The organism is Belnapia rosea, from assembly GCF_900101615.1.
GTDB classification, from domain to species: Bacteria; Pseudomonadota; Alphaproteobacteria; order Acetobacterales; family Acetobacteraceae; genus Belnapia; species Belnapia rosea.
Genome location: NZ_FMZX01000019.1, coordinates 68,034 through 79,931 on the forward strand (window position 1 = coordinate 68,034; position 11,898 = coordinate 79,931).

Genomic DNA, 11,898 nt, shown 5'->3' on the forward strand with positions numbered 1-11,898 from the left:
TCAGGGCAGCTCCTGCATCCGCCGCTCGACCATGGCCCGCCAGGGCGCTTCCGCCGGGGCATCGGCGATCAGCGCCTGCCAGAGGTTGCGCGCATTGGCCGGCCGCCCCGCCCGTGCTTCGACGAGGCCTGTGAGGAAGCGCAGCCCGACATGCCGGGGCGCCTGGGGCAAGGCACTGGCGAGCACCTGCTGCGCCTCCGCCAGCTTGTCATCCTCGATCAGCACCTGGGCAAGCTGACCAGCGAGGTCCGCGTCGAAGCGCGCGGCCAGGGCGCGGCTATAAGCCTCGGCCGCCGGGCCGAGCGCGCCGCGGCTGCGCTCGGCATTGCCGAGCAGCCGGTACCCCTCCTGCACCTGCGGGCTGGCCGGGTCGAGCGCGGCGAGACGGCTGCGCAGCAGCTGCAGCATCTCCTCGTCACGGGAGGCGACTTCCTGCCGTAGCGCAAACGGCGCGGACGGCATGTCCGGCACGCCGCTCCGCCAATAGAGGCCGAGCGCGAGCGCCGGCACGGCAAGCACCAGCGCCCAGAGCAGCCGCCACGCCCCGCGTCCGGAGCGCGGCCCGGCCTCGGCCGGTGCCGCCAGCAGGCGCCGCTGCACCTCGAGCGTCGCTGCCCGGTGCGCCGCCTCGTCGAGGCGTCCGGCCTCGCGCTCCCGCGCCAGCTCATCCATCTGGGCCCGGTAGAGGGCAAGGTCGGCCTCCCGCCGGCCGCGCGTCGCCGGTGGGCGGAGCAAGGTGGCGGCGAGCGGCAGCAGCGCCGCCACGGCCAGCAGGCCGAGCAGCGGCCAAAAGGGAAACCAGCTCACTCGCGGGGCCTGCCTGCCAGTTGGGCCAGGCGGTCGCGCTCGGCCTGGGTCAGCTCGTCCGGGGCCAGCGGCACCCGCCGCCGCCGCATGCCACGGATCAGCAGCGCCCCGCCGAGCAGCGCGATCGCCGGCATCCCCCACAGGATCGCCGTCTCCGGCTTGAAGGGAGGCTTGAGCAGGACGAAGTCGCCGTAGCGCTCATGCACGAAGCGCAGGACGGCATCATCCGGCTTTCCCTGCGCCACCTGCTCGCGGACGATCCGCCGCAGGTCCCGCGCCAGATCCGCATCGCTGTCCTCGATCGACTGGTTCTGGCAGACCATGCAGCGCAGCTCACGCCCGATGACGCGGGCGCGTTCCTCCTGCGCCGGGTTCGGTAGTTGGTCGGCCGGGTCACCGACGGCGAGCGCCGGCCCGATTGCCAGCATGGCCGCCAGCATCGGCAGGAACAGCCAGCGGATCATGCGAGGCGCCGCAGCAGCGGGGTGACCTGTTGCGCCAGGATCTCCTCCGTCACCGGCCCGGCCATGCGCCAGCGGATGATGCCGGACTTGTCGATGAGATAGGTCTCCGGCACGCCGTAGAGGCCCCAATCGATGGCGACGCGCCCCGGCTGATCGACGCCGAGCCGGGCATAGGGCGTGCCATGGCGCTTGAGGAAGCCGAGGCTGTCCTCCGGCTTGTCCTTGTAGGCGATGCCGAGGATGGCGATGCCGTCGCGGGCAAGGCGCATGAGCTGCGGGTGCTCGATCACGCAGGGCACGCACCAGCTGGCGAAGAAATTGACCAGCACGGGCCGGCCCGCCGTCAGGTCGGCCGCCGAGAGGCCGGGCAGGCCGGAGCCCTCGAGCGGCGGCAGGGTGAAATCCGGTGCCGGCTTGCCGATCAGCGCGGAGGGTACGCCGCGCGGGTCGTAGTCGCCGGTGCCGAGGCCGCGCAGCATGGCATAGAAGCCGGCACCGCCGAGCCCGGCGACGGCCAGTGGCGCCAGCAGCAGCGCGCGCCGGCGCCAGGCGGCCTGCGACGGGTTGGGAACCGCCTCGCTCATGCCCGTGCCCCGGCCTTCACCGGCTTCGCCGCCGGCGCCGAGACGCGCATGCGCCGGTCGCTCAGCGACAACCCGCCACCGAGCGCCATGATCGCGCCCCCGAGCCAGATCCAGGGCGCCAGCGGGTTGTTGTGGATACGCAGCACCGCACCGCCGTCCCGCTCCTCGCCCAGCACGACATAGAGATCGGACAACCAGGTGGTATGGATCGCCGCCTCGGTGGTGGTCATCCGCCCCTGCGGGAAGCTCCGCCGCTCCGGCTGCAGCACGGTGACGAGCGTGCCGCCATCCCGCACCTCGACCGTCGCGCGGCGGGCGGAGAAATTCGGACCCGGCGCGTCCACGACGCTGACCAGCCGGTAGTCCAGCCCGGCCAGCGCGACGGTCTCGCCCGGCTTCACCAGCCGCAGCGTATCGGTGGCCAGCCCCATGCCGGCGAGGCCGAGGATCATCACCCCCATGCCGGCATGGGCGGTGGCCCCGCCCCAGGCGGCGCGCGGCAGGCCCTTGGCCCGCGCCCAGGCGGCACGCGGCCGGCTGAACAGGGCGATGCGGTCGGCGATATCCGCCACGGCCGCGAGGATCACCCAGGCGGCCGCGCCGAAGCCGAGCGCCGGCCCGACCCGCTGCCCCTCGATCATCAGGCAGAGCGCCAGGGCGGCGAGCCCCGCCAGCGCCGCCCACCACAGCCTCTGCAGGGCCGGGAAGAGCCGCGCCCGCTTCCAGGGCAGCACGGGGCCGAGCGCCATGGCGCCGATCAGCGGCACCGCCAGCGGCAGGATCGCGGTGTTGAAGAAGGGCGGCCCGACGGAGAATTTCTCCTTCAGCACGAGGTCGGCGAACATCGGGTAGAGCGTGCCGACCAGCACCACCGCCGCGATCGAGCAGAGCAGCAGGTTGTTCAGCACCAGCGATCCCTCGCGCGAGACCGGGGTGAAGACGCCGGTCGGCAGCATCGCCTGCGCCCGCCAGGCAAAGAGCAGGAAGCCGCCGCCGATATAGAGGGCGAGCAGGATGAGGATGACGGTGCCTCGCTCCGGGTCATTGGCGAAGGCATGCACGCTGTTCAGCACGCCGGAACGGACCAGGAAGGTGCCGAGCAGGCTCATCCCGAAGGCGAGAAGCGCGAGAAAGACCGTCCAGGTCTTCAGCGCCTCCCGCTTTTCGACGACGATGGCGCTGTGCAGCAGGGCGCAACCGGCCAGCCAGGGCATCAGCGAGGCGTTCTCGACCGGGTCCCAGAACCAGTAGCCGCCCCAGCCAAGCTCGTAATAGGCCCACCAGGAGCCGAGCGCGATGCCGAGCGTCAGGAAGCTCCAGGCCGCCAGCGCCCAGGGCCGCACCCAGCGCCCCCAGGCGGCATCGACGCGCCCCTCGATCAGCGCGGCGACCGCGAAGGCATAGGTTACCGCAAAGCCGACATAGCCGAGATAGAGCAGCGGCGGATGGAAGGCGAGGCCGGGGTCCTGCAGGATCGGGTTCAGCCCCTGGCCATCCATCGGCGGCGGCCAGATGCGCTCGAAGGGGTTCGAGGTGCCGAGGATGAAGCCGAGGAAACCGAGCGCCACCAGCGCCAGGACGCCCAGCACCCGCGCCTGCAAGGCCGAAGGCAGGTTGGTGCCGAAGGCCGCGACGGCCCCGCCGCAGAGCGCCAGGATCAGCACCCAGAGAAGCATCGAGCCCTCATGGTTCCCCCAGGCGCCGCTGACCTTGTAAAGCATCGGCTTCGCCGAATGGCTGTTCTGCACCACGTTCAGCACCGTGGTGTCATTCGCCACATAGGCCCAGACGAGGCAGGCGAAGGCCGCGGCGACGGCGACCAGCACGCCGGCCGCGAGCGGCGCCGCCGCGCCCATCAGCCGTGCATCGGCCCGCTGCGCGCCGATCAGCCCGACCGCTGCCTGGGCCAGCGACAGGGCGAGGGCGAGGGCAAGGGCGAAATGCCCGATCTCAGGAATCATGGTCCGCTCCGCGGGGGATCATGAGCCGCGCCTCGGCTGGGCAGAGGCCGGCTCCAGCGTGTTCCAGGTGGCAGCCGGTGGGGCGGCGCCCTGATTCGGGTTCCAATGCCCGCTCTTCTTCAAGGCATCGGCCACCTCGGGCGGCATATAGGTTTCGTCATGCCGGGCCAGCACCTCGCTCGCGCGGAAGGTGCCGTCCGGCCCGAGCTTGCCGAGGGTGACGACGCCCTGCCCCTCGCGGAACAGGTCCGGCAGCACGCCGACATAGGTCACGCTCACCCCATGCGCCCCATCCGTCACCCGGAAGCGCGCCTCGGGCTTGCCGTCGGGGGCGGTCTCCCGCACCACGCTGCCGGTCTCGACCAGCCCGCCCAGGCGGAAGGCACGGTCGGGCTGCGGTGCCTCGCGGGCGATGTCGCTCGGCGAGCGGAAGAAGACGAGGTTGTCCTGGAAGGCGGTGAGGGTCAGGGCCGTGGCGCTGCCAAGCCCGAGGGCACAGAGCAGCAGCAGCCAGAGCCGGCGCTTCTTGCGGGTCATGCGGTATCCTGTGCGCGGTCCTGCCCCCTTCGGGCGGCACGCGGGTCGAGCTGGGCCAGCCGGCGTTTCGCCGCGGCATGACGGAAGGTGGTGGCGATGGCAAGGATCAGGAAGCCTCCCACCACCAGCGCATAGCTGACCGTGACATGGATCCAGTGGAGGCTCATGCGATGTCGGCCCTGCGCGCCGCGGCGAGTTGCAAGGCCCTGATCCGCCGTTCCATCACCGCCGCCCGCGTCCGCGCCAGCACCAATGCGGCGAAGGCGAGGCTGAAGCCCAGCCCGCAGACCAGCAGCGGATAGAGGATGTCGACATGCAGCCCCGGTGCGCCGAGACGGGTGACGCTGGCGGGCTGGTGCAGCGTGTTCCACCAGTCCACCGAGAATTTCACGATCGGCACGTTCACCGCCCCGATCAGCGCCAGGATGGCGCCCATCCGCGCCCCCCGCTCGGTATCGTCGAAGGCGCGGACGAGGGCGGCATGGCCGAGCCAGAGGAAGAACAGCACCAGCACCGAAGTCAGCCGCGCATCCCAGACCCACCAGGTACCCCACATGGGCTTGCCCCAGAGGCTGCCGGTGGCGAGGCAGAGCGCGGTGGCCATCGCCCCAACCGGGGACAATTCCCGGCAGGCCAGGTCGGCCAGCGGATGGCGCCAGATCAGCGAGAGAATCGAGCCCACCGCCAGCCCCGCATAGCCGCCCATGGCGAGCCAGGCCATCGGCACATGGACATAGAGGATGCGGACGGTCTCGCCCTGCTGCCAGTCGGGCGGCGAGAGGAACAGGCCCCAGGCGAGGCCGACCCCAAGGGTCAGCACGGCGGCCGCGGCCAGCCAAGGCAGCACCCGCCCGGACAGCTGCAGGAAGCGGCCCGGATTGGCGAATCGGTGCAACCCCGCCCGCGGCGGGGCCGCGGAAAGGGGCAGGGGCCTTGCGCCCGGGCTCGTGTCGGCGGTTTCCACGCCCCTAACCTAGGCCGAGCGCGGCGCGGATTGAAGCTTTCGCGCGCCCAGGTAACCTGCCGTCATCGATAACGGAAAGGAACGGTCATGCGGCACGCATCGGCCAGGATGGTCGCCCTGGCCCTGCTGGCCCTCGGCCTTGCGGTGCCGGCGGCGGCGGAGACCTTCCTCGCCTGCCGCTTCGCCGGGGGTGGCCAGTTGCGGGTAATGGTGGAGGAGCGCGGCCTGGCCGTGGAGCTGCCGGGCCAGAATGCCTGGATGAGCTCGGAGGAGATGTCGGCCCGGCGGGACCCGCTGGTGGGCGGCTTCGCCGGCCCCTTGCCCGGCGAGGCCTGGCGCGGCGTGCCGGCGCATGACCGCTTTGCCCTCAGCCTCTCCCGCCTGACCGGCGAGGCACGATTGCTGCTGTCCCGCAGGCCCGATACGGACCAGGTCGAGGCCTGCCGCGCCGCCGCCGCGGCCAGCCCTGCGGCATCGGGCGACCAGCCCCCACCCCTGCCCGCCCCCTGCGAGGTCCCGGTCGCCGCCGGCACCATCGCCGGCAGTTGCGAGGTGCAGCGGCTGAAATTCTGACGACGTCCTACAGCAGCCAGGCCGAGCCCAGCGGATAGCCGGCGGCCGGCAGCAGCCCGGTGCCGAGGCCGCCGGTATCCATGTGCCAGGCCGCGCCGCCGCCAAGCGCCTGGCCCACCCAGATGCCCTCCGGGTCGGCCACACTCGCCAGCGCCGCATCCGAGCCCGCGAGGTCGGCCACCATCTGCGCGCGGCTCACGCTGGAGGCGAGCCGGCCCAGTTGCAGCGCCAGCTCCCCCGCATCCGGCACCCGGTGCAGGGCCGACTGGTAGAGGGTCATCACCAGGGCCGTATCCTCGAGCCCGGCCAGCGCCGGCAGCACCAGATCGGCGGCGAGATCCACCCAGCCCTGGCCGGCCGCCGCCCCCTCGATGATCCGGGCCAGCGCCGCCCCGCCGGACTCCTGTCCGGGGAGGGCGCCGTGCAGCGCCGCCGCCCGCGCCGCCGGGCCGGCCGGGTCGTAATCCACCCAGCCATCGGCGAGCCGGAGCGTCTGCACCGCAGGCATCCAGACCTCCTGCCCCTCGGCCAGCATCAGCTGCCGCAACTCATCGCCATGGCTATTGGCTGCGGTCACCTCCCGCGCCTCGTGCAGGGTCACGGCCTGGCTGGAGGAGGTGAGGACGAAGCCGGCCTGCGGCACCTCCGGTGCCAGGACACTGACGGTGCTCGCCTGCCGTCCCGGATCCTCAACCGTCAGCATCAGGGTGAAGCCAGCGCTCTGCCGCCCGTCCGAGACCTGGACGAAAAGCGGATGCACCGGCATCTCATCGAGGCCGAGGCTGATCCCCTCCTTCAGCTTCAGCGTGGTCCCCACCACCTCGAAGCGCCAGGCATCCTCCTCGGCGAAGCTGAAGGTGAAGGGGCCGGTCGAATCCGGATCAGTGACGGAGAGCGTCCCGATCGTGCTGCCGATGGCGCCCGCGGTGACGCTGCCGCCGGTCAGCAGCTGCAGGCTGCTCGGCGGCGCATCGTCCTGGTCGAGGACGGCGACGCGATAGACCGTGCTCGGGCTCTGCCGGCTGCCATCGGTGAAGACGAAGCGCAGCGAGAAGGAAAGCTGCGTCGGCAGATGGGCGGCCGCGAAATACTCATAATCCACCGGTGCGGCGATGCCGAGGCTGGCGAGGCCGAGGACCGGGCTCCAGGACGCGGTGAAGTTGAGCGCATTGGGCCCGGTGATCTCGATCGCAGCGAGGCTGCCGGTATCCCCGGTCAGCGTCAGCCCGGCGACCCATTCCCCGGGCCTGGCATTCTCCCGCAAGGTGCTGGGAATGCTTCCGGAAACCTGGACGCTCGGCATGGTTTCGCTCTCCGTCTCATGAAACGGGACGAAGCATCCATCGGCTGGCTTACCGAAGCATAAATGAGATGGTTACGTCCTGCTTGGGACGGGCTTCAATTTCGTCCGCACGGTCCAGAGTTCCGGGAAGAAGCTGCGCTCGAGCGCGCCCTTGAGGTAGGAGACGCCGGCCGAGCCTCCGGTACCCATCCGGTGGCCGATGATCCGCTCGACGGTCTTCATGTGGCGGAAGCGCCAGGTCTGGAAGGCGTCCTCCAGGTCGACCAGCTCCTCCGCCAGCTCGTAGAGGTCGAAATGGGTCTCGGCCTGCTCGTAGATCATGGCCCAGGCCGCGGTCACGCCCTCATCCGGCAGATGGCGCTGGGTGACATCGCGTCCGAGCACCGCCTCCGGTAGCGGCAACCCGCGCCGCGCCAACAGCCGCAGCGCCTCGTCATAGAGCGACGGTGCCGCGAAGGCAGCCTCGAGCAGCGCCAGGGTGTCCGGCCGATGCGCATGCGGCTTCATCATGAAACCATCCTTGGTGCCGAGCTTGAACTCGATCAGCCGGTACTGCCAGGACTGGAAGCCGGAGGAGCTGCCGAGGCTGTCGCGGAAGGCAAGGTAGTCGTGCGGCGTCATGGTCGAGAGCACGTCCCAGGCCTCGACGAGCTGCTTCTGGATGCGGGCGACGCGGGCCAGCGCCTTGAAGGCCGGGCGCAGCGCATCCGCGCGGATATTCGCCATCGCCAGATCCAGCTCATGGTTGAGGAGCTTCATCCAGAGCTCCTGCACCTGATGGATGGTGATGAAGAGCAACTCGTCATGCTGGCCGGAGAGCGGCTGCTGGGCCGAGAGCAGCCGGTCGAGATGCAGGTAGTCACCATAGCTCATGCGCCTGGCGAAATCGGTCTCGACGCCCTCGACCATGACGGTGGCCTCCTTGCAGAGGTTACTTTAAGCTTAAAGCAATCTGCCGGAGCAAGATCATGCTGGACCTTCGCCCGCATTTCTCCCTGAGCCTCAGCGCCACGCCGGACCGGCTTCATTTCGCCGCGCATAGCCACCACCCGCGGCCCGATGTGACGCGAGCCGCGCAGCTCGCCGCATGGGACGATGCGGCGCGGCTGCTGGACGGCAAGTGGGAGCATGTGCTGGGCCCGGTCTGGCAGGCGGCGCAACGCCATGTCGCCCGCCACCTCCGCCTGCCAGATCCGGCGACGGTGGTTTTCGCACCGAATACCCAGGAATTCGTGGTGCGCATCCTCTCGGCGCTGCCGGTGCATCGCCCGCCACGCATCCTGACGACCGATGGCGAGTTCCACAGCTTCTCCCGCCAGGTCGCGCGGATGGAGGAGGAAGGGCTCGTCGCCGTCACCCGCATCCCGAGCGAGCCGGCGCGCGACTGCCTGCCCCGCCTCGTCGAGGCGGCGCGCGCCGGCTTCGACCTGGTCTGGACCAGCGAGGTGTTCTTCACCTCCGGCGCCGCGCTGGACGACTTTTCGGCATTGGCCGCAGCCTCCGGCGAGGCGGCCCTGGTCATTGACGGCTACCACGCCTTCCTGGCCCGGCCGGTCGATCTCTCGGCGGTCGCCGATCGCGCCTTCTACCTGGCTGGCGGATACAAATACGCCATGGCCGGCGAAGGCGCCTGCTTCCTGCACTGCCCACCGGGCTGGCTGCCCCGGCCGCGTGCGACCGGCTGGTATGCCGGCTTCGGCGCCCTGTCCGAGGCATCGGCTGGCGTGCCCTATGCCGAGGATGGCTGGCGCTTCATGGGCTCCACCTTCGACACCAGCGGGATCTACCGGCTGAATGCGGTGATGGACTGGCTCGCCGCGATGAATCTCGACGCGGCCGCGATCCACGCCCATGCCCAGGCGCTGCAGGCGCGCTTCGTCGCGGGCCTCCCCCGCGCCGGCCTCGACCCGGCCCGGCTGGTGGTGCCCCTCGCCGATCCGGCCCGCGGCAATTTCCTTGCCTTCGACCTTGAGGATGCCGAAGCCCGGCAAGCCCGCCTCGCCGCCGCCGGCATCGTCACCGATCGTCGCGGCAGGCGGCTGCGCTTCGGCTTCGGTCTCTACCAGACGGAGGAGGAGGTGGACCGGCTGCTCGAACGGCTGGAAACCGCTGGCGCAACCGCCTGATCTGATCCGGCAGCCGGATTCGGAACAGGCGCCCGTAGGCGGGCGCCACCGGCGGCGACAGCGACGGAAGCAGGAACGGCAGGGGCCGAACCATGATCGGGCGGCTCATTGCTCGATCTCTTCGGCCACGTTCGGGATCAGCACATCCGCGGTGATGCGGTTGTTCTCGACCGAGAACTGCGCCCGATCACTGGGCCGCGGCGGGATGATCTGGATCGAGGGAGGCACGACGCAGTTGATCGAGCTCACCACGCAGGCATTGATCCGGTAGCGCTGCAGGGAGTTGGCCTCGATTGGCCGGGTGATGTCGGCGAAACGCGCCGCCTCTGCCCCGACCGAGCCGTTCAGGGTGCCGAAGAGCGTCATGCCGCCACCCGTGCCATGGATCGCCAGCCGTCCGGCAGTGATGGTGCCAAGCACGGTGCCACCATCGACCAGCAGGAAAACTGGCGACTGACCAGCATTGACATTGATGTTGGCGGTACCGGCCGCAATGGACTGGTTCGGCAGGCCGAAGGCACCGGGCGATTGCGCGCCGGGTGCGCTGCGGACCTGGGTCGGTTGCTGGCTGGCGATGACCCCGGCCGTGTCAGGCTGGACGATGGAAAGAGGGTTGCTGCCTGGCGCAATGCGCGTGTCGAACAGGACAGCCGGCAACGGCGTGCCACGCGGTGTCACCAGGATCGGGCCGATCCCGCTCACGCCGCCCGGTCCGGCGAAGAGGATCTTGCTGCCGATGCTGGCGGTGACGCCATCCGTCACCGTCAGGGCCGAGGCGCCGTTCGTCGCGCCATAGGTCCTCGCATCGGTCGGGGCGATGCGGCCGGCTTCGAAATCCGCCGCATCGGCACTGACCGTCAGCGTGGACAGGGCAAGGCCACCGGTGGTCACGACGCGGACCGATCCGCTCGCCGAGGGCGCATGCAGGGCGCTCGCGGTGATGGCCCCCGTCCCGCCCGCCGTCAGGTCGATATCGCCCGCGGTGCTGGTCAGCACGCCGCGGAGCACAGCGAGGCTGCCGCTCCCTGCCGCGGCGGCGAGGCGGCCGGTGGTGGTCAGCGCCGTATCCGTCAGCCCGATGTCCTGCCCTGCGGCGAGGCCAAGGCCGGTTGCGCCGTCGAGCCGCGCGTTGCGCAGGGAAACCGCACCGCTTCCGGCCACGACCGTGAGCGCGCCGCCGGTGCTGCGGAGGGCCGGCTGGATGCCGCTGCCGGCATCCGTCACCGTCACATCCGTACCACCACGCAGGCTGGCATCGCCCGCGCCGGTGATGCTGCCCCGCGTCTGGGTTACAGCGCCCCCGGCCGCCGTGACCGCGAGCGTGCCGCCGGCCAGGAACGCACCGTCGGTGGTCGCGGCATTGCCGAGCCGGGTTGTAATGGAGAGATTCCGCCCCGCCTTGAGGCCACTGCTCGTCAAGCCGAACCCGGTGCCGGCGCCTATGGTGAGATCGCGGCCCGCGGCCAGGCTACTGCCTGCTGCGGCGAAGCCGCCACCCGCCATGATCGACTGGTCGGCCATTGCCCTGACGATCGTGGAGGCCAGATTCACCGCCCCGCCGGCGGCGATGCTGCCGCTGCCGTCACTGCTGAGACTTGAGCTCCCGATCGTGACGTCGCCCTGGATGGCCTGCACCGCAAGCGCACTGGCGGCCGAAAGCCCTGCATTGCTGAGCGCGATGTCGCCCGAATCAGCAGTCAGGGTAATGCCGCCGCCGGTCGAACGCAGCACCGGTGCGGCACCGCCGGCACCGGTGATGGTGATGCCGCTGCCAGCCTGAATCGCCGTGCCTGCCGCGGCGTTGATCATGCCGCGGGTCTGCCCGATAGCCCCGCTCGCCGTGAGGCCGAGCGTGCCACCGGCGGTGAGGGTGCTATCGGCAAGGCTGATCCCGCCAAGCCTGGTGACAGCGGAGAGGTCCCGGCTCGCCTGCAACGCGGTACTCTCCAGGCGGAGCTCCCCTCCAACATCAACGGACAGGTCGCGGCCAGCAGTCAGGCTGCTGCCTGTCACGGTGAAGCTCCCACCCGACAGGATGGACTGGTCCACAGCCGCGTCGATGGCAGCCGTCGTGACAGTGACCGCACCGCCGGCCCTGAACGCAACCGCTTCTCCAGCCCCGGCACTGGAGCTTGTCATGTCTATGGCGCCGGCCGTCGCCGTTATCGTCAGTCGGCCTGTTTCCGCGAGCAAGGATGCGCCAGCGGTGTTGCGGATGCTCCGCCCCGCGGTCACGCCCAGGTCGCGGTGGGCCAGGATCACCCCGGCATTCGACACCGTGTCCCCCGCCGTGATCGTCAGCGACGGCGTGCTGCCGGTGGTGGTGGGCACGCCCGGCGCGGCGCTGGCCGTGGCGCCGCCGGTTGGGCTGACGCCGAGCGCCAGCGGCGTGCCGGCCAGCGCCAGCGCCCTGGCCGCCGCCGCGGTCAGCGGGCCCGGCAGGGTGGCCAGCTCAAAGCCCGGCGGCGCCACCTGCACCGTGCCGTTGACGATCCGCGCCCCGCCGGCATTGACCACATGGCCCGCCGTGGCGCTGACCGTGGTGGCGTTGATCCGCGCCGCCGCCACCAGGTTCCGCA

At 70.9% G+C, this 11,898-nt stretch carries 12 protein-coding genes; 2 read left to right on the forward strand and 10 right to left on the reverse strand.

Features of this window, described 5'->3' with window-relative positions; all coding sequences use genetic code 11:
* The 7 genes from ccmI to BLR02_RS22400 are packed head-to-tail and all read right to left on the reverse strand — an operon-like array spanning window position 1 to window position 5,281.
* Window positions 1–807 carry a c-type cytochrome biogenesis protein CcmI gene (gene ccmI, locus BLR02_RS22375; protein ID WP_090566064.1) on the reverse strand — a complete coding sequence of 269 codons (807 nt, stop codon included), beginning with the start codon at window positions 805–807 and terminating at the stop codon, window positions 1–3.
* On the reverse strand, window positions 804–1,271 hold the full coding sequence (locus BLR02_RS22380) for a cytochrome c-type biogenesis protein (RefSeq protein ID WP_090566066.1): 468 nt from the start codon (window positions 1,269–1,271) through the stop codon (window positions 804–806). Before BLR02_RS22380 ends, ccmI begins: the two co-directional genes overlap by 4 nt.
* Complete coding sequence (locus tag BLR02_RS22385; protein ID WP_090566069.1) at window positions 1,268–1,855, reverse strand: DsbE family thiol:disulfide interchange protein; 588 nt, start codon at window positions 1,853–1,855, stop codon at window positions 1,268–1,270. Before BLR02_RS22385 ends, BLR02_RS22380 begins: the two co-directional genes overlap by 4 nt.
* A complete protein-coding gene (locus BLR02_RS22390) occupies window positions 1,852–3,816 on the reverse strand; it encodes a heme lyase CcmF/NrfE family subunit (protein ID WP_090566072.1) in 1,965 nt (654 codons plus the stop codon). Before BLR02_RS22390 ends, BLR02_RS22385 begins: the two co-directional genes overlap by 4 nt.
* 18 nt (window positions 3,817–3,834) lie before the next feature.
* Window positions 3,835–4,353, reverse strand: coding sequence for a cytochrome c maturation protein CcmE (ccmE, locus tag BLR02_RS22395; RefSeq protein WP_090664708.1), 519 nt, complete (start codon window positions 4,351–4,353; stop codon window positions 3,835–3,837).
* The gene (locus BLR02_RS29695; RefSeq protein ID WP_176849740.1) at window positions 4,350–4,520 is read right to left on the reverse strand and encodes a hypothetical protein; all 171 of its coding nucleotides are present in this window, start codon (window positions 4,518–4,520) and stop codon (window positions 4,350–4,352) included. The genes ccmE and BLR02_RS29695 overlap by 4 nt, the downstream gene beginning before the upstream one ends.
* Complete coding sequence (locus tag BLR02_RS22400) at window positions 4,517–5,281, reverse strand: heme ABC transporter permease (protein WP_090664716.1); 765 nt, start codon at window positions 5,279–5,281, stop codon at window positions 4,517–4,519. The genes BLR02_RS29695 and BLR02_RS22400 overlap by 4 nt, the downstream gene beginning before the upstream one ends.
* Window positions 5,282–5,404: 123 nt before the next feature.
* On the opposite strand from BLR02_RS22400, the gene BLR02_RS22405 reads away from it, so the two are divergent.
* Window positions 5,405–5,890 (forward strand): hypothetical protein, encoded by a 486-nt coding sequence (locus BLR02_RS22405; RefSeq protein WP_143018240.1) that lies wholly within the window; start codon window positions 5,405–5,407, stop codon window positions 5,888–5,890.
* A 7-nt stretch (window positions 5,891–5,897) separates the two neighbouring features.
* Here BLR02_RS22405 and BLR02_RS22410 read toward each other — a convergent pair whose 3' ends face one another.
* Window positions 5,898–7,193, reverse strand: a complete 1,296-nt coding sequence (locus tag BLR02_RS22410) for a hypothetical protein (RefSeq protein ID WP_090664710.1) — start codon at window positions 7,191–7,193, stop codon at window positions 5,898–5,900.
* 72 nt (window positions 7,194–7,265) lie between these two features.
* Window positions 7,266–8,102, reverse strand: coding sequence for a tryptophan 2,3-dioxygenase (gene kynA, locus BLR02_RS22415; RefSeq protein ID WP_090664711.1), 837 nt, complete (start codon window positions 8,100–8,102; stop codon window positions 7,266–7,268).
* Between the two features lie 59 nt (window positions 8,103–8,161).
* On the opposite strand from kynA, the gene BLR02_RS22420 reads away from it, so the two are divergent.
* Window positions 8,162–9,319 (forward strand): aminotransferase class V-fold PLP-dependent enzyme, encoded by a 1,158-nt coding sequence (locus BLR02_RS22420; protein ID WP_090664712.1) that lies wholly within the window; start codon window positions 8,162–8,164, stop codon window positions 9,317–9,319.
* A 105-nt stretch (window positions 9,320–9,424) separates the two neighbouring features.
* Here the strand turns inward: BLR02_RS22420 and BLR02_RS29700 are convergent.
* A partial coding sequence (locus BLR02_RS29700; protein WP_176849741.1) for a beta strand repeat-containing protein occupies window positions 9,425–11,898 on the reverse strand: 2,474 nt, incomplete at its 5' end.